Source organism: Echinimonas agarilytica (genome assembly GCF_023703465.1).
GTDB lineage: Bacteria > Pseudomonadota > Gammaproteobacteria > Enterobacterales > Neiellaceae > Echinimonas > Echinimonas agarilytica.
Window position 1 is genome coordinate 223,388 of the sequence record NZ_JAMQGP010000008.1, and the last position, 26,469, is coordinate 249,856.

Annotated in this window: 23 protein-coding genes and 1 rRNA gene; 15 read left to right on the forward strand and 9 right to left on the reverse strand. The window is 47.8% G+C overall.

Going from position 1 to position 26,469, the window contains the following annotated elements:
• The first annotated feature begins 200 nt into the window (after positions 1–200).
• From NAF29_RS15640 to NAF29_RS15655, 4 genes are all read left to right on the forward strand, one after another.
• Positions 201–1,472, forward strand: a complete 1,272-nt coding sequence (locus tag NAF29_RS15640; protein WP_251262557.1) for a hypothetical protein — start codon at positions 201–203, stop codon at positions 1,470–1,472.
• A 133-nt stretch (positions 1,473–1,605) separates the two neighbouring features.
• Positions 1,606–3,021, forward strand: coding sequence for a DNA-3-methyladenine glycosylase 2 family protein (locus NAF29_RS15645; RefSeq protein WP_251262558.1), 1,416 nt, complete (start codon positions 1,606–1,608; stop codon positions 3,019–3,021).
• On the forward strand, positions 3,018–3,551 hold the full coding sequence (locus NAF29_RS15650) for a methylated-DNA--[protein]-cysteine S-methyltransferase (protein WP_251262559.1): 534 nt from the start codon (positions 3,018–3,020) through the stop codon (positions 3,549–3,551). The genes NAF29_RS15645 and NAF29_RS15650 overlap by 4 nt, the downstream gene beginning before the upstream one ends.
• A gap of 65 nt (positions 3,552–3,616) precedes the next feature.
• Positions 3,617–4,165, forward strand: a complete 549-nt coding sequence (locus NAF29_RS15655; RefSeq protein WP_251262560.1) for a hypothetical protein — start codon at positions 3,617–3,619, stop codon at positions 4,163–4,165.
• Positions 4,166–4,204: 39 nt separating this feature from the next.
• On the opposite strand, the gene NAF29_RS15660 is transcribed toward NAF29_RS15655, so the two are convergent.
• The 4 genes from NAF29_RS15660 to imuA form a co-directional block, all read right to left on the reverse strand.
• Complete coding sequence (locus NAF29_RS15660; RefSeq protein WP_251262561.1) at positions 4,205–4,783, reverse strand: DUF4202 domain-containing protein; 579 nt, start codon at positions 4,781–4,783, stop codon at positions 4,205–4,207.
• 130 nt (positions 4,784–4,913) lie between these two features.
• A complete protein-coding gene (locus NAF29_RS15665) occupies positions 4,914–8,015 on the reverse strand; it encodes an error-prone DNA polymerase (protein ID WP_251262562.1) in 3,102 nt (1,033 codons plus the stop codon).
• Between the two features lie 6 nt (positions 8,016–8,021).
• Positions 8,022–9,455 (reverse strand): Y-family DNA polymerase, encoded by a 1,434-nt coding sequence (locus tag NAF29_RS15670; protein ID WP_251262563.1) that lies wholly within the window; start codon positions 9,453–9,455, stop codon positions 8,022–8,024.
• Positions 9,443–10,183 (reverse strand): translesion DNA synthesis-associated protein ImuA, encoded by a 741-nt coding sequence (imuA, locus tag NAF29_RS15675; protein WP_251262564.1) that lies wholly within the window; start codon positions 10,181–10,183, stop codon positions 9,443–9,445. Before imuA ends, NAF29_RS15670 begins: the two co-directional genes overlap by 13 nt.
• 259 nt (positions 10,184–10,442) lie before the next feature.
• Here imuA and NAF29_RS15680 point away from each other — a divergent pair, with 259 nt between their 5' ends.
• Complete coding sequence (locus tag NAF29_RS15680) at positions 10,443–11,348, forward strand: LamG domain-containing protein (RefSeq protein WP_251262565.1); 906 nt, start codon at positions 10,443–10,445, stop codon at positions 11,346–11,348.
• A gap of 225 nt (positions 11,349–11,573) precedes the next feature.
• Here the strand turns inward: NAF29_RS15680 and NAF29_RS15685 are convergent, their stop codons facing one another.
• Complete coding sequence (locus NAF29_RS15685) at positions 11,574–12,188, reverse strand: hypothetical protein (protein ID WP_251262566.1); 615 nt, start codon at positions 12,186–12,188, stop codon at positions 11,574–11,576.
• A 226-nt stretch (positions 12,189–12,414) separates the two neighbouring features.
• Between NAF29_RS15685 and NAF29_RS15690 the strand changes: the two genes are divergently transcribed.
• From NAF29_RS15690 to NAF29_RS15715, 6 genes are read left to right on the forward strand one after another with little or no spacing between them, the layout of a single operon-like run.
• Positions 12,415–13,776 carry an isochorismate synthase gene (locus tag NAF29_RS15690; protein ID WP_251262567.1) on the forward strand — a complete coding sequence of 454 codons (1,362 nt, stop codon included), beginning with the start codon at positions 12,415–12,417 and terminating at the stop codon, positions 13,774–13,776.
• Complete coding sequence (menD, locus tag NAF29_RS15695) at positions 13,773–15,470, forward strand: 2-succinyl-5-enolpyruvyl-6-hydroxy-3-cyclohexene-1-carboxylic-acid synthase (RefSeq protein ID WP_251262568.1); 1,698 nt, start codon at positions 13,773–13,775, stop codon at positions 15,468–15,470. Before NAF29_RS15690 ends, menD begins: the two co-directional genes overlap by 4 nt.
• Positions 15,448–16,257 (forward strand): 2-succinyl-6-hydroxy-2,4-cyclohexadiene-1-carboxylate synthase, encoded by an 810-nt coding sequence (menH, locus tag NAF29_RS15700; RefSeq protein ID WP_251262569.1) that lies wholly within the window; start codon positions 15,448–15,450, stop codon positions 16,255–16,257. Before menD ends, menH begins: the two co-directional genes overlap by 23 nt.
• The gene (menB, locus tag NAF29_RS15705) at positions 16,250–17,101 is read left to right on the forward strand and encodes a 1,4-dihydroxy-2-naphthoyl-CoA synthase (protein WP_251262570.1); all 852 of its coding nucleotides are present in this window, start codon (positions 16,250–16,252) and stop codon (positions 17,099–17,101) included. The genes menH and menB overlap by 8 nt, the downstream gene beginning before the upstream one ends.
• Before the next feature lie 10 nt (positions 17,102–17,111).
• Positions 17,112–18,077, forward strand: a complete 966-nt coding sequence (gene menC, locus NAF29_RS15710; RefSeq protein WP_251262571.1) for an o-succinylbenzoate synthase — start codon at positions 17,112–17,114, stop codon at positions 18,075–18,077.
• Positions 18,065–19,501 carry an AMP-binding protein gene (locus tag NAF29_RS15715; RefSeq protein WP_251262572.1) on the forward strand — a complete coding sequence of 479 codons (1,437 nt, stop codon included), beginning with the start codon at positions 18,065–18,067 and terminating at the stop codon, positions 19,499–19,501. The genes menC and NAF29_RS15715 overlap by 13 nt, the downstream gene beginning before the upstream one ends.
• Here the strand turns inward: NAF29_RS15715 and NAF29_RS15720 are convergent.
• Together NAF29_RS15720 and putP are read right to left on the reverse strand one after the other, a co-directional pair.
• Entirely contained in the window at positions 19,489–20,220 is a 732-nt protein-coding gene (locus NAF29_RS15720) for a sulfite exporter TauE/SafE family protein (RefSeq protein ID WP_349665591.1), read from the reverse strand. The two genes, NAF29_RS15715 and NAF29_RS15720, sit on opposite strands and share 13 nt — an antisense overlap.
• A gap of 145 nt (positions 20,221–20,365) precedes the next feature.
• Positions 20,366–21,847, reverse strand: coding sequence for a sodium/proline symporter PutP (putP, locus tag NAF29_RS15725; RefSeq protein ID WP_251262573.1), 1,482 nt, complete (start codon positions 21,845–21,847; stop codon positions 20,366–20,368).
• Between the two features lie 181 nt (positions 21,848–22,028).
• Between putP and NAF29_RS15730 the strand changes: the two genes are divergently transcribed.
• The 4 genes from NAF29_RS15730 (at position 22,029) to NAF29_RS15745 (ending at position 25,574) form a co-directional block, all read left to right on the forward strand.
• On the forward strand, positions 22,029–22,901 hold the full coding sequence (locus NAF29_RS15730; RefSeq protein ID WP_251262574.1) for an MBL fold metallo-hydrolase: 873 nt from the start codon (positions 22,029–22,031) through the stop codon (positions 22,899–22,901).
• Complete coding sequence (locus tag NAF29_RS15735; protein WP_251262575.1) at positions 22,898–23,344, forward strand: GNAT family N-acetyltransferase; 447 nt, start codon at positions 22,898–22,900, stop codon at positions 23,342–23,344. The genes NAF29_RS15730 and NAF29_RS15735 overlap by 4 nt, the downstream gene beginning before the upstream one ends.
• Before the next feature lie 104 nt (positions 23,345–23,448).
• Entirely contained in the window at positions 23,449–23,643 is a 195-nt protein-coding gene (locus tag NAF29_RS15740) for a (2Fe-2S)-binding protein (protein WP_251262576.1), read from the forward strand.
• Between the two features lie 155 nt (positions 23,644–23,798).
• The gene (locus NAF29_RS15745) at positions 23,799–25,574 is read left to right on the forward strand and encodes an alkaline phosphatase D family protein (protein ID WP_251262577.1); all 1,776 of its coding nucleotides are present in this window, start codon (positions 23,799–23,801) and stop codon (positions 25,572–25,574) included.
• 2 nt (positions 25,575–25,576) lie between these two features.
• Here the strand turns inward: NAF29_RS15745 and NAF29_RS15750 are convergent, their stop codons facing one another.
• Together NAF29_RS15750 and rrf are read right to left on the reverse strand one after the other, a co-directional pair.
• Positions 25,577–26,053, reverse strand: coding sequence for a chorismate--pyruvate lyase family protein (locus NAF29_RS15750; RefSeq protein ID WP_251262578.1), 477 nt, complete (start codon positions 26,051–26,053; stop codon positions 25,577–25,579).
• 325 nt (positions 26,054–26,378) lie between these two features.
• Positions 26,379–26,469 (reverse strand): 5S ribosomal RNA (gene rrf / locus NAF29_RS15755); the annotation flags it as partial.

The following is a 26,469-nucleotide window of genomic DNA, read 5'->3' on the forward strand; positions in this document are numbered from 1 at the left end:
AAGACCTTTTTAAACAACCACTTAATTATATAAAATAAAAACATCAATATTTACATAGTTATAACTTATGCCCAATTCGTGTAAGGCTGTGTAATGTTCCCCAATCGACTGTGTTTATATATTTAAATCTCTAAAAGCGATGAACGGGATATTTATCGATAGCAGTTATTTCCGCTTATCCGTCAGCTCAAGGAGATAACATGAAATATTTGAACTCAACATCAACATTCATTGCCGCCTCATCATTGATGGCCACAATGATGGCATCAACAGCGCAAGCTGCCCCAACTGAATTCGACTGTGCGGCTAATGCCGACTGGATTTACAACCCTACCCTTCCCGCTGAAATACCCGGTGGTGGTAAGAATTTATGCCAGTTTTATCAATATTCGTGGCAGTCGTTTATTGCGTTAATGAATACCAATGATTCTGGCGTTCGCGAATATCGAAACTCGAATATGTTTTCATCGTTTCAGGGAACAGGAAAAAACTCCTGTGCATCTGACGCCACTCAACCACTGTTATTCGTGCGCGCACTAAAAGATCCAATGACAACCGCCGCAGATTTTACGCGCCCGAACGAAATGAATCAGGCATTCGGAAACTCAGTGATTTATGACCAAAACCATAATATCGTGCTGTATGAAGCGCTATTCAGTAAGGCCATGTGTGATCTACCTAAAGACTCTAAAACATTGCCCGCAGGCACCACTGAAATAAAAGCATCTTGGCGCACGATTACAGAATCGGAAAAGGCGGATTACATTTGGATTCAGTCAGATACCAATGACAATGGCAAGTTCGATAACAATGAGTTATTTGGTATGGTGGGGTTTCATTTGGTGAAAAGCACTCCCACACACCCTGAGTTTATTTGGGCTACGTTTGAGCACAGGAATAACGCCCCCAACTGCCAAGACATACCAATCCCTGAAGATACCAACCGCTGGTCATTCACCAGCGCCACGTGTGCCGCAGAACTACCCCGTGTGAATGAGGGATCTGGCTGCCAATTTAACGATGCTGAACAACCTGCAAAACCTGATGATAGCCCGTTGACAGGCCCTCCTACAGAAATCTGTCAAGTGTACCAATACGGCACAAAACCCGGTGACAACCAAGCCGCTAAAAACCTAGGAAACATTAGCTCTATCAATCAACAACTCGGCGCTATGTTTGCAAAACTGCCGGCTAAAAATACCTTATCTGTGCTCCAGAATTATCAAGTTGTTGGGGCGATTTGGGAAAACGATGTGAGTCAACCTTCAAGCGATGAGAGTAATCTCAGAGGCTCCATACAATTAGCCAATGTCACGATGGAAACCAATGTGCAAGAAGGCTTCGGTGCTGAAATTTATGTATCTCCGGATAATCTTAAGCCTGCCGCTCATTGTTTTGATTGCCACGGTTACGACGGCCCTTCTACCAATGCCAAAGTGAGCCATATTTTTAGCAAAATTCACGGTCAATAAGTCATACCGCGTTGATGTGCGATTCTTGTGCTCACTTGCTTGCAAGTGGGCTTTTTAACCATCATCCAGTTCCGAATATGGCTAACTTCTGTATTCATGTTAGCTATCATGGTGCCATCTTATGCACTGAAACATGACTGACCGTGATATGCATCATCTTGAACAACAGCATGCGATACCATCGCTTTCACCCGAACAGTGTCGCATCGCACGTTTAGCTCGAGATCACCGTTACGACGGAAAATTCTTCGTCGCAGTGAAGACCACTGGCATCTTTTGCCGCCCTATTTGTCCTGCGGTTGCGCCCAAAGAATGCAATGTTGAATACTACCATCACGCACCCGCTGCGCTGGCCGCAGGCTATCGGCCTTGTTTAAGGTGTAGGCCCGACAGTGCGCCTCATTCATGGGCATGGAAAGGTACTGAAACCACATTAGCGCGTGCCATTCATTTAATCGACGGAGGCGTATTGCAGCAACATTCATTGGTTCATTTGGCGCAGCGTTTAGGGATATCTGAACGGTACTTACGACGATTGTTTCAACGCTATGTAGGGCTCCCGCCCAAACGCTATGCTCTGATGAAACAATTAATGTTCGCCAAGAAACTTTTGCATGATTCTCAGTTGCCTATTCAGGACATCGCGCTTGCGTGCGGTTTTGGCAGCGTCAGGCGCTTTAATGACGCTTTTAAAAAAACGCTCCGGCTCACGCCAACTCAAATACGCCGACAAAAACCAAGTCAATCTAAGCTAACATTGACGCTCGCATATCGGCCTCCATTTGATTGGCAACACATGCTTAAGTTTTATCAATCACGCGCCATACAAGGCTTAGAGCAGGTGACAGAGCACACTTATCAACGCGTATTTAGATGGCAAGATGCCACAGGCTGGTTGTCGATCAGACCCAATCCCAATAACACACAACTCGAAGTACAACTCGACCTCAGCACGATTGAGATACTGCCATCTGTGGTGCGTCATATTAGGCGGGTATTTGATCTCGACTCCGACTTAACGGTCATCGAATCTCATTTATCCCACACACCACTTGCTCCATTCATCTGCTCTGGCATTCGTATTCCCGGGCTGTGGGATTCATTTGAAGGCGGAGTGAGGGCTATTTTAGGTCAACAGATTTCCGTGAGCGCAGCACGTCAATTGGTTGAACAAGTGGTGGATGAACTCGGGCAGACTATTGATACACCCAACGGGTCCATGCGTTTGTTTCCGACTCCTACAAACATCGCTAACTCAGAACTTCTATTTCTGAAAATGCCCCACAAAAGACGTCACACTCTGCGAGCGCTCGCAACTTACTACCTTGATCACCCCAACCACTCAATCGACGACTGGTTACAGATCTCTGGCATTGGTCCATGGACGGTTAATTATGTAAAGCTGCGCGGTACAGAAAATTCAGACATTTATTTAGACTCCGATCTCGGCGTGAGAAACACGCTCACCAAGTTACAAATAGCGCTTTGCCGAGCACAATTGTCACCGTGGGGGAGCTACGCCACTTTCCAAATTTGGAATCAATCATGAATCAACAGCCCACATTTTCGCTTTACTATGGTGAGTACCTCAGCCCGATTGGTCACATGGGGCTGTGGTGCACTGATTCCGCTTTGCTCCGCTTAGCGTTCACCGATCACAACTCGCAAACCGGTGGCTATGCATGGAGTCAAACCGCGACGCCAACCAAAAGACACCCGCTACTTATTCGTTGCCAACACCAACTGCACGAATACTTTGGCGGTCAACGCACTTCATTTTCGCTGCCTTTGCAGTTCATTGGAACCGAATTCCAACAACAGACTTGGAGGGCTCTACAGCGTATTCGCTATGGCGCAATTTATAGCTATACTCAGCAAGCCTCACAAATGGATTGCCCTACTGCTGTTCGTGCAGTTGGCACAGCCAATGCCAAAAATCCGCTGTCGATTGTTGTTCCTTGCCATCGCGTCATAAGTAAAAGTCGAAAGCTATCCGGTTATGCTGGCGGCATCGACCGTAAATCATGGTTGCTGCATCACGAGTTTAACGGCATCAAAACGGCGGTCCAGCGCACTTAAACTCAAGTTGAACCTGCGCCCAATGCTGCGCATAATCAAACATTAACGTATGTTTGGAACCCATAATGGACAAGATTGAATATTACGAATTTCGACGAGATCTGTATTTTTTTGATTTGGTGTCGTGTTTTTCGGTGTCTCTGTGCGGTTGTCCCATCATATTTGACGCTCGCATTCCGCTATTTTTGGAGCCTAATCAGAGCATTAGTTTTCCTGGTAAGTTTACTTCACCCAAACACATGTCACCTCACCGTTTACGAGCTGTTGCTGAATCTAACGCTACCAGCAAATCCAGCCATATTGCGTCGTGCTGCATTATGCTGGCAAACACTGCGTATGAGTCGGTCAAGGATTACAACGATGGCTCTGAATTGTTTGAATTCTTTCGGCATATTCGCAATGCATCATCACATTTGAATACCTTCCAATTTAACCAGCGAGAACCCGCTCACCCTGCAAAATGGCGCGGCGCCACAATCGATCATCGCCAGAAAGGCCAACACAATCCGTTATTCGGTCAACAGTGCTTTGGTCATTTTATGGGTGTGGCAGATTTATTGGATTTGTTGATGGATATTGAAAAGAAGATTATCGAGTTGCAAGAAAAGTCTTAAAACGCGGCGACCAAAGCCGCGAATGCAATCGATCAGTTTTTACGCCAAGGCTTTTTCAATCAGTGCTTGAACGCCTGCCGGATACTGTTGTTTAAGCGCAAAATCATGACCTTTTTCCGACATTTTACGCCATGTTTTCTGCAAGATATCGATCACCTTGGCTTCTTCATGCTTGCTCGCAAAGTCTTCAGCGTAGTGCGCTAAAAACACCAAGCAGATCACGTCTTCAAATTGCTGACACTGTGGGTCTGCTTTAATACGTTCTTTACGCAGCACAGCGCTTACTCGGTCGATGATCGCTTGGTCATATCCATGCGCGGCCAAAATCTCACCGGTCCACTCACCGTGTTTACGCCCTAACGTTTGCCGCCAGTCGTAGTAGCCTTTTTTACCCATTGGAAAATCGGCTCGCGGAATGGCCCAGCGTTTAATGTGTTGAGCACGACATGCGATCTGAACAATCTCGTCAGTTTCAGGTGCAAATTGCTCGAGCATACTGCTCATTCGGGTACCGTAGAGAAGCGAGGCGGGTACTTGAATATCTTCCACCAGCTCCAAATTGGGATCAGCTTTATTGACTGCGTCGATGGCATCAAAGACTTGGGCTAATCGTTCCATTTGGGCATCTACCTTATATTTTGGAATGTTAAGAGACTTATATTCATGGTAAGCCCTTAATAAAAGTGGATCTATTGTCGGTCAAGAATACTTTTTCTTCAATCCTTCAATGCCTGCATTTATGTGCAAATTAATGAAAATCGCGAGAATGTAGGGTCAGTTGCTCTAATTGGTGATTACAATTCTCAAGACGCCCCGCCACAATATGAATGACCAGCCCTTCACGTTCCAAAATACCATGTACTTCGAGCAACTTGGATTGCAAAAATGCTTGACGCTGTGCTCTAGCGGTATTCAACCACACCACAACATTGATATTTCCGGTTTCATCTTCAAGCGTTACAAAAGTAACACCGCTGGCTGTGCTTGGACGTTGGCGCCCCACTACAAGACCAACCACAGTCACAAGCTCGCCAGACTGTTTGCTTGATAACGCCTGGGCTGATATCGATTTTTTAAAAAGTCCCATTTCTCTAAGTATAGCCAACGGATGGCGCTCTAAGCTCAAACCTAAATGGCGATAATCTTCGAGCATGTTGTCCATTTCTGTGGGCTCTTTCAAATAATTAGAGACTTGAGGCGCTTCGCTAACTTCAAGTAAGGGTAAGTTATTCGTTGGGGTTGCTAACTGCCAGCGGGCTTGGAAACGATCTCCGGAAAGACCATTCAAGGCACCGGCTGCGGCCAAGGCTTGGCGTTGGTCTGATGCCAATTGGGTAAGCTGAAGTAACGTGGCGACATTTTCATACCCATTGACCGGACGTTTAGTCTCAATCGCCATGCCCGCTTTTTTCGACAAACCTTTGATGATTCTCAGGCCGAGTTGCAACACCGGTTCACGGTTTTGGCAGACCACTAAGCGGTGCTCCCAACAGCTCTCATTCACATCGACTGGCACTACGTTGACGCCATGACGCTGAGCATCCTGAATCAATTGCGACGGTGAGTAAAAGCCCATTGGCTGACTATTCAGTAAGGCGCAACAAAAAGCCGCAGGGTAATGTAATTTCAACCATGCAGAAACATACGCCAATAGAGCGAAACTTGCCGAATGAGATTCTGGAAAACCATACTCGCCAAACCCTAGAATTTGACGAAAAATTCGATCTGCGAAGTCATCCGAATAGCCATTTTGGGCCATCCCATGACGCAGTTTATGTTCAAACTGAGCCAGCTTTCCATTGCGCTTCCAAGCCGCCATTGCACGACGTAACTGGTCTGCTTCTCCGGCACTAAAACCGGCCGCCACCATGGCTAACTTAATCACCTGCTCTTGGAAAATAGGTACCCCCATGGTTCGCTCTAGCACCTGCCGCACAGCCTGATTGGGATAACTTATAGGTTCCAATCCATGGCGACGTTTCAAGTAGGGATGAACCATATCACCTTGAATGGGGCCGGGACGAACAATGGCAATTTGCACCACCAAATCGTAGTAACAACGCGGACGTAAACGCGGCAACATATTGGTTTGTGCTCGCGATTCAATTTGAAACACGCCAATGCTGTCGGCATTACACAGCATGTCGTACACCTCTGGCTGCTCCCATTGCACATTAGCCATAGTCATGGGTGCGTCTGCGCTTGTGGCGTGCTCCTGACGAACGTCTCTGATCAGATCAAAACATCGGCGAATGGCGGTTAACATGCCAAGCGCCAGCACATCGACCTTTAACAAGCCAAGTGCTTCTAAATCATCCTTGTCCCACTGAATCACAGAGCGTTCGGCCATGGCTGCATTTTCCGTCGGCACTAACTCAGACAGTGGCCCCGCAGAAATCACAAACCCTCCAACATGCTGCGATAAGTGCCGTGGAAAACCCATAATTTGGTTTACCAAGGTCTCAAACCAACGCACCTTGGGGTGATCTAACGGGCCTAACTGGACAAGTTGTTGACGCCAGTTATCTTGCCTGTCTCTGCGGTCAATGCCTGCCATGAATTGCTCCAGCAGCGATTCATCAAAGCCTAATGCTTTACCCACATCTTTCACGGCACTTTTGAACCGATAGGAAATCACGGTGGCGGCAAGCGCTGCGCGATGTCGACCGTATTTTTGATAAATGTATTGAATGACTTCTTCACGGCGTTCGTGCTCAAAGTCGACATCAATATCAGGCGGCTCACCTCTTTCTTTAGAAATGAAACGCTCGAATAGTACGTTGATTTTACGTGGGTCGACCTCGGTAATTTGTAAGCAATAACACACCACAGAATTGGCCGCAGAGCCTCGGCCTTGGTGCAGAATGTGTTGGCGGCGAGCAAAGCGAACAATGTCGTAAATAGTTAAAAAGAAATAGGCATATTGCATCTCACCGATTAATGACAGCTCTTTGGCAATAATGGCTTGAATATCTAATGGCACTCCACGAGGAAAGCGAATGCGTTGTCCTTGGTCCACTAGTTGCCGTAAATAACTCATGGCAGAGTGCCCTTCAGGCACAAGTTCTGCTGGATATTCATACTTCAATTCATCAAGGCTAAACTGGCATTGGCTGGCAAGTTCGGCCGCTGCTTCTAAATGACGCCGCTGAAATAGCTTCGCTAAGCTCGTTAAAGGGCGTAAATGACGCTCTCCATTGGGCTCTATGTGTTGAGTGACTGAGTGAATTGTTTGATTCAGGCGAATAGCTGTTAAGGCATCTTGCAATGGTTGTCGCTGTTTGCAGTGCATAAGCACACCGCCACAAGCAATAGCCTCTATGTCATGCTGCTCTGCCCAACGGGTAACGCTCAAGTAGTGCCGCTTATCTAGCCCCGACAACGGGCGCTCAACCAGTATTCGCCCGCGTTTTCCGCTGCATTCTATGAGCCACTGCGTGGTGTCATCCCAGGTTGATTTAGAATCTGAGGGTAGCCACCCCACAAAACAATGCTGAATATGGTGCTTAATATCACTCCGTGTCATCTGATAATGCCCCTTAGGGCTGCGCATTCGCGCTTGCGTGATCAAAGCACTAAGCTCTGCATAGGCTTGACGCGTGGGCGCCCAAATAACTAAACAGGTCCCACATTCAAGTCGAAAATAGGAACCAACCACCAGCGGAATGTTCGCTGCTTTCGCCGCAACATGAGCCCTAACAATGCCGGCTAAGGTGCATTCATCAGTAATCGCCAAAGCGCTGTATCCCAGTTCTAGCGCCTGTTCAACAAGTTCTTCTGGGTGAGAAGCTGCACGCAAGAAGGAAAAATTGGATCGACAAAATAACTCGGCATACGGAAGTGAGTTCATCGCCACTCATCCAAACCAACCATGGGTAAACCATTGGCCTTGCGCATCTCTAAAAATCCAACACAGCTGATCATCTGCATCTCGGGCAATGAAATAATCGCGCTGCACAGGTTGGTTGTCCCACCAGCCGCTTACGATTCGCTCTGGTGCTGTTTGAAGTTCAAATGACTTCCGTATCAAAGGCTGAGGTTGCGGCAGTAACCAATTGGGTCGTCGCTGTCGCACCGTAAATTCAGGTTCAAAGGCAGCTTTTGCAGCAGGCTTCACACAAGCCCATGAGCGTTCCGGGCGAGGATCAGGGGCACTTTTAATTCTCATTACCGCGCTCGAAGTTAAGCGACTTTGCAAACGACTTAACAGCTGATGGTCGGATAGCCCCAGCCCTGTATTTTGAATAAACAGATCTGAAGCAGGCGCTTGTTGCAGCACTAGGTTTTCAACTTTAATCACCAGACTTTGCACTGGCTCGGACAATGGCATTTGGTGAATTCTAAGTTGCGCAATTTGCATAAATTCATCGGCTCGATGCTCAGGTTCAGCCATTCGAAATATAAGCTCGGTATCCGGTTGTTCACGATGCTCTAATGTCATGCACACACTTTGAGCAGCGAATTGCCGACGCTGTAGATAACGCCCTAATAATTTCAAAATACGCTGTAACGGGAACAACAACCCATCGGCATAGCTAATTTCATGGAGGCAATTCCAACGATACTCAAAATGTGGCAAAGGTTTAAACCACGCGGGTTCTGTATATTTTTGATGAGGCTCCTTTTCACCTTTGAAAGCCGCAAGCCATGCAGCAATCTCTCCGCCAAAGCGTATCTTCCAATCGGCCATAGGGATGTGCAGCAAGTCGCGTAAAGTTTTCATCCCAACCCCAGTTAAAGCAGATTGGCCTGGGGGTTCTAATGGCAGTTGAGTCACCGTTAAATCCGCCACAGCAAGATCCAGTTCCCGCTCACTTCCCATCGGTAAATGTTGCTTTGCCTGTGCCAGCGTGTAAGCGGCCATAGGAGTGACTCCTGCCGCCGCGTAATAGCGAAAACCCGCTTGATGCAGCCGCTGTTCTAGCACTTGCCAATAACTCTGACGCCCTCCAAATAAACGCCACATGCTGCGAGTTTCAAATAAAATGCCACGGTTAAATTGGATGGCTAATTGCGCACATACGTCATAACAAGATTCGGAGATTTGAGAGAGCAATTGCTGTTGATAAGCATTGTCGTCCATTCGCACAGCTGTATCTGGCGCTAGCGCTAGCGCCTTTGCAACGCTCATCCCACAGTGAATTCCCGCTGCAGACGCGAATTCAGAGCATTGCATGACCCGCTTTCGCGCATCAAGTACAATGACACTCATTGCTTCATGCTGAGCGGCAAGCGCATCGGCTTGAAGGTGAGCAAAGTCGACAAACAACCACGCGACTATTCGAGACATAAACCGCTCTGCTGCCAAGGCCCACGAACCAGTTGTGGCGCTATTTCGGTCTCATCCACATAATCATGCAGCGGCTCACCAGGTAAGGTGATACGAACGGCGCTCAGCGGCCACGCCCCTCTGCGCTTTAGGCATTCAACAGACAACATCTGCTGCGCTGAAGTGGCCGATAACACCAACCTACAAGTCGCTGGCGATGCTTCAGTTCTATAGCGCTCTGGCCGTATCAACCATGAAAAACTTTGGCCTTGATCGGCGGCTAATTGCAAGCGTCGAATGTCGGGCCCTTTGAGCTTAAATTTTGGATAAATAGACGATTCAAGCCAACTTAAGACACCAACACAACTGCCACTTTTTAAGCATTGCTCTGTGGCCCATAAACCTTGTTTAGGTTGCTCCGGTTGGAGCCAGAGAATACGCGAAATATCAATGCCCGCAGACTGCAGCGCTGGTGCATATGGAATAAAGGGAGGCGCTACGAATACCAACCACTGAGCATTAGCCGTAGCTTGTTCAGAAAGGCGTGCAAGTATTGGCAATAATAATCGTAGCTCACCAATACCTTGCCCTTGGTGAAGCAATTCAGACACATGCCCACGAGGCCACCCCCCTAATAGAAGTTGATCCATGGCTTCTATGCCTGAAGACATAACCCCATGCGTTCGCGGCTGAACAGCCTTACCACGCCATATTTTTCCGCTATGAAATAGAGGCTGAAGCAATGCCATAAAACACTCGCAAATAACTGTACACTTATACAGTATAAAAAAGGTTCAGGGCGCTGTAAATATGCGATTGTTCTAAGCGCTTTTCCGCAAGCGATGAAAGAGCCGCTTGGTGTTGATCTTCAAGAATAAATCGTCAGCTCTGCGTTTTTATAAAACGGAATGAACATTCATATTTGGCTTTGAAACCGGTATTTTTCAGTTGAAAATAAACCTTGAGCACGTATGGTAAGAAACACTTATAATTAACGGTTAACTGATTATGTTTAACAAAAAAGAAAGTTCCTTACTTCTACTTGCATGTTTGTTCATGGCCATACCTGGTAGCTATGCAGCGAATGAACAATCAGCGCTGATTGACGTCAACAAAGCGAACCCTAATCAGCCCAGCTTCGTTTCATTTCATGACACCACGCCTAAGGGCATGGTTTGGCAAAAAGTTGAAGCTCTATCTGACGAATTTGACCAATGGGATGCCAACAAATGGCTCAAAACCAACTGGAACTACGGCGATACACCGGTCAATATGTTGAATAAGAACTCTGGCGTTGCCGATGGAAATTTGTGGATTAAAGCCACTTTAAACGCAGAAAGTGACGAGCAGTGGTTTGAAACATCTCGTGTACGTTCCAAGGCTAAGATCAAATTTCCCATGTACACCGAAAGCCGAATTAAAACGGCTCATATTTCTGCCTATAACACCTTTTGGCTCAACAACGGTGACATCAATAACCGCGATGAAATTGATATCATTGAAAATAATTCAAACCCATCAAGCGACTACGATAACCCAGATTACCCTTGGCAAATGAGTTCGCAGTATTTTGTGGTCAAAGATGGCACCACTGAGCGTGCTAAAGGCAATTATGACAACCGTAAACTGTCTGACGGCAACACACTAAAAGGCGTCAAATGGAACGAGGCTTATCATGTGGTCGGTGCGTGGTGGAAAGACGAACATCATGTGCAATTTTATCTCAATGGTGAACCCGCAGGCCAAATCACTACTGAATTGCCTTTTACCTTAGAACAGCACCTGATTTGGGACTTGTGGACTCAAGATTCATCATGGGTGGGCGGACTACCGGCCAAGTCAGACCTATTAGATGACTCCAGGAACACCATGAAAGTCGACTGGGTGAGAACCTGGAAGCTAACAGCACAATAAATCAGCTAAGTCATAAGAGCCGACGGTCTGCTGTCGGCTGTCCCCCACTTTAACGCTACCGAATTTCATTCAAATCAAAGCATTCCAATGGCGAGGCCTCAATTGGCCCACAATACGACTAACATCAACGTCAATTACCTCACATTCACCTTTGCGAGATGGAATTGATGGTGATTACGACATCAATCTTGTGCATACGTTGGTGGCCTACGGGCAGTGGGATTTTTACTGATCTTCCAATGCAGCTTGATGACGCTTTTTAAGGCGTTGCTGAAACGCTTGCCATGCCAAGCTATCAGGCCGTTTTCCACAACCGGTGGCGGGCGACCAAATGTGCCCAGACTGTTGAGCATCGAGCACCGATTTATCTTGTACGAAATAACAACGGCCGTTCACTTCAATCACTTGTGCGCCACCGCCCGTGTCGTAAGCCGACTCAACCGGAAAGTGTTGCAACCAAGGTTGAAGTCGAGATTGTAAATTAGCGGGTGATGGTTTTTTATCGGAGGGGTCAGACTGCAATAAAACATTCGCCGAGGCATTTGAGGTGTGAATCCCTTCAGTACGCCAACGGCGCCACGCGGGCAGAGGTGTTGGCTTGTTTTCCTGAGGGTTAGTTTGTAGGGGTTGTTCCATCAAACGTTTTCGAGCCTCTGGTTCCTGCATGTTTTCGCTTGAAAACTCTCGTTCGATCGCCACAGCTGTTGGCTCATTTGAACCGGCTTCATCTAACTCTGAGCGCAAAGGCTCAACAATCACCGGCTCTGGCGGGGATTGCACCACACGTTGGTGAGTGATGAGCTGCGCTTGAATTGGTTTTTTATGCGTTATTAACTGCACGCGCTTACTACCAAGTGACTGTATTAATACTACTAAAAGTAAATGCAGCAATAACGAGGTGAACGCAAATAAAAACCATCCTTGGCGATCATGGAACATGACTATCCGTATTAAATGTCTTACATTCTGTGGTGTAAGACACTCAAATAACTCATGTGTTAGATCATCATTCAAAACAATTTACATAGTATGATGTTTTAACAAGACAAGGACCTGGTACCCATACGTGCAAACAGTTGCTTTAACGCCGCTCGAAGACGCCATCAAAAGGCTATCTCAGCAGCTGGAATGCCTTAGCATTCCGGAGCATCCAACCTTGGTGCAGCTTCAGGTTAAACTTTCAACGACGCAGGCTTTGCCTTGGCTTAACGAGCAAGTTGAATTCCCCAAGCTTTATTGGCAATCGCGCGATCATCAAACAGAAGCGGCAATTTCAGGCAGCGTTGACACTTGGTGGCTGGATCAAGCATGCGCAAACAAAGCGACATGGCGTCGTCACCAAACTCATTCCGAACAATTAGACTGGCGTTATTACGGCGGGCACGGTTTTACGCTGGGCGATCCTCGGGTGACAGAAATGGGCGGAAATCGCCTCTATTTGCCCAAGCATGAATTTAGGCGACAGGGTGACCAACACTGGTTACTGTTTTACGTAGCAATAGAGCCAAGTCAATGGCGCGCTCAAATACGTAAAGCACAAGCGGAGCTCAACAACCTCAAAGCTCCTGCGCCGCTTAGAGCCCCAACGCTGTCGGTGTCGCAACAAGAACATCAACCAGACTACTCGGGCTGGGAACAATTGGTTGAAAATCTCACTCAGGCGCAACAACAGCTTGAAATACCTAAAGTTGTGCTCTGCCGCGAAACCAAATTGACCACTGAGCATTCACCGAATTGCTGGCAGCTATTACAAACGTGGCAACGCCAACAGCCCCACTGCTATCACTTTGGTATTCAAACCAATGAGCACAGTTCATTCTTTGGTTGTTCACCGGAACGCTTGTTTCACCGCCAACAACAGCATTTGCAAACCGAAGCACTTGCAGGCACCTGCTCTCGCCACCAAGATGCCGCTCAAACCGCTCGCATGGCAGATCAGTTAATGCAAGATCAAAAAAATATCCTAGAAAATAGACTTGTGGCCGACGACATTCAGCAACAGCTCACACCGCTGACCGAACACTTGTCGATTGAGTCTCCTGCACATTTAGTAGAACTCACTCAAGTAAGTCATTTATGTCGCGATATTCATGCGCAATTAAAAGCCAATGTGAGTGACCAAGACCTACTTCAAGCATTGCACCCCACCGCAGCCGTTGGTGGGCTACCACGCCAGTCCGCACAACAGTATTTAATCAAACATGAGCCGGTGAAGCGGGGTTGGTATGCCGGCGTTTTTGGCATGGTCGGCGATGAGAGTAGTGAGTATTGTGTGACCATTAGAAGCATTCAACAACACAATAGAGAACTCAGTTTATATACTGGAGCAGGCATTGTAGAAGGCTCTGAGCCATGTTCGGAGTGGCATGAATTGAATAGCAAACTTGCCAGCGCTATGGCCGTTGTACAGCCTGCGTATCACGAATGACAAATTTCTTTCCTACCCAATTCAGCCATTGTAACGAACTTTACGCTCACGTCTTAATCGAGGAACTCTCGCGTCTGGGGGTTCAGCATATTTGTATCGCTCCGGGCTCGCGAAGTACGCCATTAACGCTGGCCGCAATTGCGCATCCTCACATTCAAACCCCAACTCATTTTGATGAACGGGGATTGGGCTTTTTCGCACTGGGAATTTGCAAGTCAACACAAGCGCCCGTAGCGGTGATCGTGACCTCTGGCAGCGCTGTTGCAAACCTATATCCGGCTGTTGTGGAAGCCTATCAAACACAGCACCCAATCATTTTGCTCACCGCAGACCGCCCCGAGGAGTTAGTTGATTGCGGCGCAAACCAAGCCATTGAACAACCCGGGATTTTTAGCCATTTTGTGAGAGCATCGCTGAATTTAGACGCACCGGACACTCATCCGAGTTTGAGTGATATGTTGGCGCACCTCAATATTGCCGTGCATCAACCCATCCAAGGGCCAATTCATGTCAATTGTCCCTATGCAGAGCCACTCTACCCGTCACAACCTAAACAGAGCTACGCCGAACTCCTCGCCCCGATAAAACCTTGGCTCAACAGCCATCAAAGCTATCATCAGAGTTCTGAACAATCGACCTTAGTTGATTTTGATCTACCCAACTTACCGGGCGTGATCATTGCCGGTGCTCTATTTCCTGACGAGCAAGATGCAGCACTCAAGCTGCAACAGCAACTCGGTTGGCTGTTGCTCGCAGATGTGCAATCGAACTTAAGGCAGCATGATCATGTATTGTGCTTTCCTGAATTGGCGTTAGCCGTGCCTGATCTCGCCGAACACTTACAACACTGTCAGCAATTTTTAATGTTGGGCGGACGGCTAACATCTAAGCCGCTCATGCAGTGGCTTGCCAATAAACATTGGCAACACAGTTGCCAAATTAGCGCGCATCCTGGGCCGTTCGATGCAGGTCTAGTGATTATGCGACGTGTGAAGTGCCGAGTTAACCAAGCTGTGTTGCATCATTCAGACCCCGCTACTTCGCAACCTGAATTTGCGACAACTGTTAACAAAGCCATAAGTCACCAGCTCCAAACATCTCAGACGGCACCACTGTCTGAGCTCGGTGTAGCCTATCACTTAAAGAAATTGGTACCGCAAGATAGTATGTTAATGCTCGGCAACAGCCTTTCAATTCGTCTGTTTGAGCATGCCCATCAAGGGCCGCAACAAATTGTGAGTAGCCGAGGAGCGAGCGGAATCGATGGCCTTGTTGCGACCGCTGCGGGGTTGGCATATACCCAAGAAAAATCGCGACTCACCACATTAGTGCTAGGCGATCTATCTTTATTGCATGATTTGAATTCTTTGGCGCTACTGAGCAAAGTCAGTGCGCCTATTTGTGTGATTGTATTGAATAACGATGGTGGCAATATCTTCGACGCATTACCTGTGCCCGACGTGGAGACATTGGATGACTATTATAGGCTACGACACGGTTATCAATTCAAGGATTCTGCAGCTCAGTTCGGCTTAAATTATTTTGCCCCGACCTGTTTAGAAGACCTAGAAACATCTTTACAACACGCATTGATCAAAGGTGGCGCGCATTTAATTGAAATTGTGACGCCTGCCGGTGAAGCGATGACGCAACTCAAACAAAGCATTGCCAATGCCCAACACATTACACTGTAAAGTTGTTGGCCAATACCAGCCACACCGTCCCGACATCGTGATGCTGCATGGTTTTTTAGGTCAGCATCGAGACTGGTTGCAGGTTATTCAGCCTTGGCAGCACCAATATCGCTTTATCTTGGTTGATCTTCCCGGCCACGGTTTAAGCCGCGTAGAGTACAACACAGACAATGGTTTTGAGCACGCACATCAGTCGTTAGTGAATACATTACAACAGCTAAACGTTGGCCGATACCAACTTCTTGGCTACTCGCTAGGAGGGCGGCTGGCAATGTACCATGCCTTGCAACAACCCTGCGGACTTGAGTCCTTATTGTTGGAGTCGTGTCACCCTGGCGTTGCCTCCGTACGCATTAAACTCAAGCGAGATGCTTGGGAAAAACAATGGCAGCAACGTTTATTACAGCAATCAACCGAAGTGACACTGAATAAATGGTATCAGCAGGCCGTATTTGCCAGCTTAACGCGAGTTCAACGCCAACAACAAATACAACGTAAGCTGCTGAATCCAAATAAAACGCAATGGGCAAGAGCGCTCGGCTCACTATCTTTGCGTAAACAGCCTAATCTATGGCAAATTGGCCAACAGACAGACCTTAGGGTGCACTATATTGTAGGTGCAAATGATCCAAGATATGCGACGTTGGCGCGCAAGATGCTTCGCAGCAGCCCAACCGCAAAGATTACAATCGTGAGAAATGCGGGTCACAACATTCATTTTACTGCCCCCCACGCGTGGCAGCATCATTTTGAACAATGGCTAAAATTAGGATTTACCCATGCTTGACGAGCAAACTCTTTATGCTGGCATCGATTGGCAACCGGTCGACAGTAAAACATACAGTGACATCCTTTATCAGAAAGCAGAAGGCATCGCTAAAATCACCATTAATCGCCCACAAGTGCGGAATGCATTTCGCCCTCAAACCGTTAACGAAATGATTGATGCACTGGCCGATGCGCGCTATGACTCAGCTATTGGTGTGATTATTTTGACCGGTCAAGGCGATCTCGCATTTTGCTCCGGAGGCGATCAAAAAGTACGCGGCGATTATGGCGGATACAAAGATGATGAAGGCACTCATCATCTGAATGTGTTGGATTTTCAACGTCAAATACGAACATGCCCAAAACCCGTTGTTGCAGCAGTAGCGGGTTACGCCATTGGCGGTGGGCACGTACTGCATCTGATGTGTGATTTAACCATTGCCGCGGACAATGCTCGCTTTGGGCAAACGGGTCCTAAAGTAGGCTCCTTTGATGGCGGCTTTGGTGCGAGCTACATGGCGCGTATCGTGGGTCAAAAGAAGGCACGTGAAATCTGGTTTTTATGCCGCCAATACAACGCCGAACAAGCGCTCGACATGGGTTTGGTGAATACCGTTGTACCGGTAGGCTCACTCGAAAAAGAAACGGTTCGTTGGTGTCGTGAAATGCTTCAGAATTCACCAATGGCATTGCGCTGCCTAAAAGCGGCATTAAACGCAGATTGCGATGGCCAAGCAGGCTTACAGGAGTTAGCTGGCAATGCCACCATGCTGTTCTATATGACCGAAGAAGGTCAAGAAGGACGCAATGCATTTAACGAAAAACGCGCCCCAGATTTTGATAAGTTCCCGCGTAATCCATAAGGCTCATTCATTGGCGTCGAGTACAGAGCAGCCGCACATCATTGCGGCTTATCGTTACCGCCTGCCATTTGTGAAACCTTTAACTTTAGCGCATGGCGTGCACACACATCGGCAAGGGCTACTCATTGCGGCACAATGCCAACTTCGCCAAACGATTATTTGGGGCGAAGCCGCTCCATTACCCGGCTTTAGCCGTGAAACTTTAGCTGATGTGGAAGCTGAATTCTTACAGTGGATTAATAGCTGCAACAGGGACTCTATCGGGCTTTCGTCGGCAAGCCTTCAATTTGCACTGAGTATGCTCAGTGCACCGACAACAACGCAGACCGGTGTAATACAGAGCGCACAACTGGTCACCGCTGGCATGACAAAGACTGCTCTCAATCCGAATGAATACACCATTAAGCTGAAACTAGGCCATCAGACAATTGCAGGTGATATTCAACAGTTTCGACAATTCGCTGAGCAGTATCCCAACGCTCGATTTAGACTCGACGTGAACCAAGCATGGCAACTGGAACAGGCTCAACAATTTGCTCAAGGTATCAATTTATCAAGAGTTGAATGGTTTGAAGAGCCCTGTAAACAGTTGGCCATGACTCAAGCCTTTGCTCGGTCACTACCAGTGCCTATTGCACTAGATGAGCATCTTCAGCAGCCAGATTATGAGCCTGAATTATTTGAGGGGTTAGTCGCACTGGTCTGCAAACCGACATTAATTGGCACCTTGCAGACTTGTAAAAAACTCCATGCATTTACGCAACATCATGATCTAGATTTTGTTGTGAGCAGTTCATTTGAGAGTAATATAGGGCATCAATATTTGCAGCAACTGGCTCAGCTTTGGCAACCGAATACCCGCCACGGACTAGACACTCTCAAAGCATTGGCAAGCGATGCCGTTTTCCCGCGCTCAAGTACCTCGAACCTCCCTGTAGTACCCACCAGTCACATGGCACTTGTATGGCAGCTCTAAGCCGTATTCTGAGTGAATTGGAACACGACTCAAAGCCTCGGTTATTGGGCGTGGAAGCGCCTTTAGGTGGCCCGGCTATCAGCGGTAGACAATGGTCTGCTGCTGCAACATCCATAGCCCAAACTTTACTTACTATGGATACCCAGCATCGGCGGTTTAATGGCCGTATTGCGGTGTGTAGCGATAATCCTTATCAGTTAATACTGATGGCTACCGCTTGCCTAAAAGCCGGTATGACCTTTCAACCCATTAGCCCGCGCTGGCCTATCGATCAGCGTGGCAGCCTAATGCGCTCCATGCAAAGCACTGCTTGCTGGCCGTCAAAGGCATTCATGCCGTCAGACCACATATTGCACGTTGATATCAATATCGAAGAGTTAGTCGCGCAATCGCACACTATAGCGCCACAAGCACAGCATGTGTCCTGTACCACCTTGCTTACTTCAGGTAGCACGGGAACACCAAAAGCCGTTGAGCACTCGTTTGAACAACACCTTGCAGCCGCCCAATTTTGCAATCCTATTTTGAATCTTTCAAAGCGCAGCTGTTGGTTAATGTCATTGCCCATTTATCATGCCGCAGGCTATTCCATCTTTATGCGTTGCTTAGCTGCTGGTGCAACCATTGCTTTGCAACAACAGCGCAGTTTAACCATTGAGGATTTTGAGCTTCATTCGGTCACCCATGCTTCTTTAGTCACAACGCAGCTCAAAAGGCTGTTAGAACTGCGCCACTTCAATAGCGCTCACTTAACCCTCAGGCATATTATGGTCGGAGGAGGTCCGGTATCGGACGAGCTGGTTCTGACCGCAACAGAACGCGGGTTCAAGGTCTATTTAAGTTACGGCATGACAGAAACAGCTGCCGCCATCGCTTTGTCTGAAGTAAAGACTCATGCCGGTATTGACGTCAGCAACAATCGGAATTTAAAACTTCACGATGATGAGATATGGCTCCGTGGCTCTCAGATCGCACAAAGCTACCTCACTTGGTCTGAGCATATTACCCTCACCGATGCTCAAGGTTGGTTTGCCACAGGCGACACCGGAGAGGTCATTGATGATCACTTGTTTATTGTGGGGCGAAAAGACAATCAGTTCATCTCAGGTGGGGAAAATATTCAACCAGAGTTAATCGAGCGCGCTTTACTGCTTCATCCTAGCATTCAGAATGCCGTAGTTGTGCCCGTTGCCGACTCGGAGTTTGGCGCTCGCCCCGCTGCATATATCCTTTGGAAGGAATCCCCTGTTGCCATTGAGCAACTCAAAGCAGCCCTGTCAAAAACACTTCCTCGTTTTATGTTTCCAAGCCATTGGTTCGAATGGCCTGCACTGGCACAAGACCAAAAACCGCCACGCAAGCTTTGGGCCGAATTGGCCGAGCAGCAACTAGTTGCGCTAAATCGTTCGTCTTATGCAAGGTAGCTCCACAAGGCCGCACCGCCAGCGATTGAACATAGAGTTAATGACGCCCAGCGCATGTGTTGATGACTCAGCTCCCCAGCATAGCGGCGAGCCAGCCAATACCCCATTAAGCTGGCCGGAATTAAAGGCAGTGTGAGCCACAAGTGGCTCCAGCGCAAATAACCGGTACTTGCTTGTACGACTAACGACAACAACGAACTCACCACAAAAAATGCCGACAAGTTGGCTCGAATCACGCCTGCTGCCGAATGTTGTAAGATGATTGCCATTGGTGGGCCCCCTATGCTGGTGCTGGTGCCAAAAAGTCCTGAGAAAAATCCAGCAATCGCCATTCGGCTTCTTGTGGGGGCGAGGCGTATCGGCATAAGACTGATAACCACGGCAATCAGCACCGAGCAACCAATCACTAATGCCAGCTGCCGAGCATCCACAACCATCAGCAAAGCACCACCCGCTAAACTACCCGGCACTCGGCCAACAATGGCATACGTTAGAGGCCCCAAACTTAAACTTTGACGATGCTGGTAGGCATTAAAGAGCGACAACACTAACGCCACAATAGTGATGGGGGCAGGAACATAGTTCACGTCGATGAGATACAACACGGGCGCAGCAACAATCGCCAAGCCAAACCCAATCGCCGACTGCACAAAAGAACCCAGCATGATCATGAACAATGCAGCGAGCCACAACATAGCTGGACTAGTAAATTCGATCACAAGTGCCAATGCTTTTATCAGGAAAAGCGCAGTATAGCCTGATTTGTATGGAGTTTGAGCGGCGTGAAATCAATCGGTATGTCACTATCAAATCAGACACGAGGCATTGCGCCTCGCGTCTGAACACTAAGCTTTTAAAAAGCGACTAAGTGTTTTTTATCGCATCAAAATCATCAAGTGACTTTTGCGTAGCAGGTGCGCCAAGTTTAGAGCCAATGAAAATGGCGATCAGCGCAAACACAACGCCCGGTAATATTTCGTAAAGGTCGAAGATTCCGCCGGAGAGCTGACGCCAAATCACCACAGTCGCCCCCCCGACCAACATACCCGACAACGCACCAGCTCGGTTCATTCCACGCCAATAGAGCGACAGTAATAATACCGGCCCAAATGCAGCTCCAAACCCAGCCCACGCATATCCGACTAGCTCCAATACCGATGCATCTGGATTCCATGCTAAGACTGTTGCCATCAAGCACACCGCCATCACTGCGATTCGCCCAGCCCATACTAACTCTTCTTGGCTCGCATCAGGCCTAAGCCAGCGACGATATAAATCTTCAGTAAAGGCAGATGACGACACCAATAGTTGGGAGTCTGCAGTACTCATGACCGCAGCAAGAATAGCCGCTAGCAGCACGCCTGCAATCCACGGATGAAACAACATGTTGACCATATGGATGAAGACGGTTTCGGAATCATCAAGCGGCCCTAAACCATGCTGAGCCAAATACACTAAACCCGTCATGCCCACGAGCAATGCGCCAATTTGACATAAGAAATTCCAAGTCACAGAGATTTTACGGGCAGTATTGATCGCATCATCGCTACGAGTTGCTGCAAAGCGCGCCAATATATGCGGCTGACCGAAGTAACCTAACCCCCAAGCCACTAGCGACACAATGGCAATCCATGACAATGGTGTGCCGCTGACATCGCGCATCACGTCTGTGAGGTGCGGGTTAATCGCATTCAATGACGGCACCAAATCGCCATTTACTTCCGACAATATAACCACCGGAACAACCAGCAACGCAGCCATCATCAATAAACCTTGCACCACGTCCGTCCAAGTCACCGCTAAAAAGCCACCAAATAAGGTGTACGACACCACGCAAACCGCGCCAATTGTAACCGCAAGGTGATAGTCCAGCCCAAATACAGTGGCGAATAGCTTTCCGCCCGCCACTAAACCTGAGCCGGTGTAAAATAGGAAGAATACGAGAATTACAACGGCCGCAATCATTTGTAGCGCACCGCTTTTGTCATCAAAGCGACGCGATAGATATTCAGGCACCGTTAGCGCGTCATCACATTGAATGGTATAGCGACGCAATCGATTCGCCATCAGCAGCCAATTCAACCAAAAGCCCAGCATTAAACCAATAGCTAACCAAATAGCCTCAAAACCCGCAAGATAAGCATAACCGGGCAAGCCTAGTAACAACCAACCACTCATATCAGATGCACCAGCACTCAGTGCTGCAGGTAACGGGCCAAGGTTTCGGCCACCAAGAAAATAGTCAGAAACACCGTGAGTCTGGCGAAAAGCCCACAAACCAATCGCAAACATAATGACTAAATATGCGGCAAATGTTGTGATCACAGAGGCGTTCACCTCAAACATAAAATCTCCTAGGGGTGGTGGTTTTGTTTTGATGTTTAATTCGCAAGTTTCCCTCACTCAACTAAATTAAACAGCACAACTGTAAATAACCTGTGCAATCAGAGGCTACCTGAAATAGTGTAATGAGGCCACAATACAAAGGCTTAAGCCTGATAAACCGCAATAAACAAGGATCGAACACATGGTAAAGCCCCGTCTTTTCAGAACCATTCAGCATTTAGCGTTAATTATTTCGCTATCCATTATGGCATCTACATTTGCAAATGCCGACCAACCAGTCACAGTGACGCACCTTGCGGGTTCCGTCCATATGTTAGAGGGTAAAGGCGGAAATATCGGTATTTCTGCAGGTGAAGACGGCTTTATTCTAATTGATGACCAGTTTGCCGACATGGCCGCCCCGATTGAAGCGGCACTGAAACCATTATCCAATGGCAAACGTTTCTACGTGGTGAACACCCATTATCACGCCGATCACACCGGTGGGAATGCGCATTTTTCGACCACTCGAAACGCCACAGTATTTGCCCATAATAATGTGATGATTCGGCTTCAAAATGACGACAAAACCTCACCTGAAGCGCTGCCTGTCGTGACATACAAAGATGGCGTGTCGTTGCACCTTAACAATGAAATTATTCACGTTCGTCACCTCAGCGCGGGCCATACCGATGGTGACAGCATCGTCTACTTCGAACGCACAGACATACTCCATACGGGTGACTTGTTTTTCAACGGTATGTTTCCTTACATCGATCTATCTAGCGGAGGTGATGTGCGAGGTTACAGTGCCAATGTTCATAGTTTAATTGAACGCGTAGATATTGATACTAAGATCATCCCAGGGCATGGCCCTCAAGCCACACGTAAAGATCTTGAAAAATTTGCCAACATGATCGACCAAAGTATTAGCTGGATGGAGCATCAAAAGTCGAAGAAATTGAGTCTTGAGCAGATTCAATCGGGAGACAAGCCAGACTGGTTCGCGCAATGGAGCTGGAATTTCATACCGACTGAGCGCTGGGTCACAACCCTCTATGAAGGAATCGAATGAACTTTAAGGTTAAACCCATCACCGCAGCACAAACAATTCTGCTACGGCACCAAATACTTCGGCCTCATCGCCATGTTTCAACGGCGTACTTTGATGGAGACGACTCAACTGACAGTTTACATTTAGGCGCATACAGCGGTGATGAACTCGCCTGTGTTGCTAGTTTCATGAAAGCTCAATGTCCGGGCTTTCCAACGCTAGGCGCACATTACCAACTACGAGGAATGGCAACCGCAACTGAATGGCAAAGGCGCGGTGCAGGCACCGCGTTACTACAATACATGCCCACTTATCTACGAGAATTCGACGCAGAATTGGTCTGGTGTAATTCTCGCATAAACGCTATTTCGTTTTATCTAAAAATAGGATTTACACAATCCAGTGAACCGTTTGACATTGTTGATGTAGGTCAACACGTGCAAATGATTCGGTCGTTATCCTAAGTGCTTACAATTACTACAACTAATATTCTTGATAATTATTCGCATTACCATTAACATATGCATCAATTAGTCACGTTTATTACTATTGTTGAGCACTTAGCACTATGTATGTTTGCCACTGTCATGGAATCACTGATAAAGCCATCCGCCAAGCTGTTGCTGACGGAGCTTCAACCATGGCTGATATCAAACGTGACACGTTAGCCTCTACTCAGTGTGGTAGCTGCGCCATGCAAGTCGCCGCCATTGTTCGTGAAGAGCTCGTTAAAACAGATACCCCTTTCTACAACGCCGCATAAGCAATAAACGTCAACACTTCGTTCTCACTTAAAGCCTCAGTACGGTTCCACTTCGCGTAGCCAGCGACCGTTTCTGGCAGACCAGTTTGCAAAACTCCTGCAATACCCATCTGGCAAATTGTTTCGTCTTACCGACAATATAATTAGGCAAAATAATGACAAAACAATGGACTAGACGTCAATTCTTGGCCATGTCTGCGATTGGTGCAGGCAGCGCTGTACTCTCAATGGGACTCACCGGTTGTAGCGACAGCAATTCGAATAAAGAGAGTATTCGCGTCGCCTTTCACCACGGCGTAGCAAGCGGCGACCCCACTCATAGCAGCGTGATTATATGGACCCGAGTTTCACCTGAACTCGCGACCGATCTTAGCAAAGAAGTTGAAGTCAGTTGGCAGGTTGCGGAAGACCAAGACTTCAACCAAATGGTGACTGACGGCAGCATGAAAACCAGTGTTGATCGCGACTTCACCGTTAAAGTTGACGCTGCAGGTCTAGTCTCGGGACAACAATATTTTTATCGTTTTAAAAGTGCTGACACCACTTCTGCTGTGGGCAAATGTAAAACATTGCCCATGGGCGCAGTGAACGATGTCAAACTTGCCGTAGTGAGTTGCGCAAATTTCCCAGCCGGCTACTTCCATGTGTATCAAGATATTGCACAACAAAGCGATCTAGACGCAGTGATTCATTTAGGCGACTATCTCTACGAGTATGGCCGCGGAGGATACGGATCTGACACAGCCGCAGAGTTGGGGCGTGAAGTATTACCGGAACACGAAATGGTGTCTTTAGCGGACTATCGTACTCGTTACAGCCAGTATCGAGGCGACCAAGATCTCCAAGCCGCCCACGCAGCCCATACCTTCATCAATGTTTGGGATGATCACGAGATTACGAACGACACATGGCGTAATGGCGCTGAAAATCATGACGAATCAGAAGGTGACTTCGACGCGCGAAAATTAGCAGCGCTCCAAGCATTTTTTGAATGGTTACCGATTCGTCCTGCCGGTAATGACGATTTCGAAGACACGATTTATCGTAGTTTTGAATTTGGTGAATTAGTCGATCTGCACATGATGGATACGCGCGTGATTGGCCGTGACGAACAGTTGAGTTTCGCCACATACACTGATCCTGGCACTGGCGCATTTGACGCGAATAGCTTTGCTGCTGACATATCAGATGCTAACCGTACCTTACTCGGAGCTACCCAGCTCAGTTGGCTTGAAGGTCAGCTCACCCAATCGACTAAAACATGGCAAGTGTTAGGCCAACAAGTTCTCATGGGGCGCATGAACTTGCCAGCTGCCATCGCTACTTCTCAAATGAGTATTCCTCAGTATGCTGAATTAGGTGCGCTTGCCGTCCTTGCGCAACGCGCACAAGCAGGCGACGCAACCCTTACCGCTGACGAACTTGCTTACTTGCAGGCCAACGCCCAGCGCCTTACTCCCCAAGTGGTAGCATTACTTCAATTGCCGTCTATTCCCTACAACTTGGATGCTTGGGATGGATATGCTTATGAGCGCGAGCGTGTCTTCGGGGCAGCGCGAACCAGTCAGTCTAATTTGGTGGTTCTGGCGGGAGACACTCACAACGCATGGGCCAGTAATTTAATCGATGCAGATGGGTATGCTGTTGGCGTTGAGTTCGCCACCTCATCTGTAAGCTCACCGGGACTCGAAAATTATCTCGCAATTCCTGAATCTGAAGTCACGGCCACCGAAGCTGGTATTGTGGGCTTAGTCGATGATCTGCAGTATATGAATATTAACAACCGTGGTTATATGGTGGTTTCATTCACGCCCCAAAGCGCTATCTCTGAATGGCGTTATGTCAGTGATATTCAGTCAGCAAGCTATAGTCGCATCACTGGACGAGAACATTCACTTTCGGTATCGGTGGGTAATAACCAACTCGGCTAAGTTTAGCGAGTCAGATATGGGGCAATCGGGAAACGCTCAGTAATGAGCATGACGGGTTGCCCCGACATGACAATGCGATAACATCGCCAAGCAATCTGTTCATCGTCATCAACCCCCCAGTCCAGCACCTCGCGTAACGTCTCGCTTCTTGTTTGGCGCAAAGCTTTGCCGATCCCAGCTTCGTGCGAACCAATACAATCTAATGTCGCCTGAGGAACTCTATTGGGCAACACGACCGCTGTGGCATTGAGGTAACACACTCCAGATGTTTTACCCTTCACTTGTGTTGTACGACACAAGGCATGATCACCGGGTGCCGCATTCAACAAAACAAGATCATGCTCTGGTACTGTGGTTGACTCCTGCTCAACTTCAACATGAATTGCCTCAGCGAACCAAGCTTCAAGCATATTGGTCACCGTGCCGTCTGATGTGATGAGTACCTTTAAGAACGAGGGCAGGTGAGCGTAGCAAGTCAAAATAAGGTGTCCAGTTCATAAAAAGTGTGCTGTAGCAGTTTACCAACCGCTTAACCTGCTTTCAATGCAACGGGTTGATACGTACGAGGTTTGAGGAAAACGGAATGAATAACCCACGCTAACGCCTAGCGCTATGATTGTTGTGATGGTCATTGAGCTAAAAGAACCTCACATCAGTGAGGGGCTTTCTAGTCTGAAAAGGTGCCTGACGGTTAGCGCCACAGATAACGTGTATGCCGCCAAGACAAGGACGTCTGTGCATATAACGAAATCCGTAAACGCAAAAAATCCCGACTCTTACGAATCGGGCTTTCTCTGAAAAGGTGCCTGGCGGTGACCTACTCTCGCATGGGGAAACCCCACACTACCATCGGCGCGATTGCGTTTCACTACTGAGTTCGGAATGGGATCAGGTG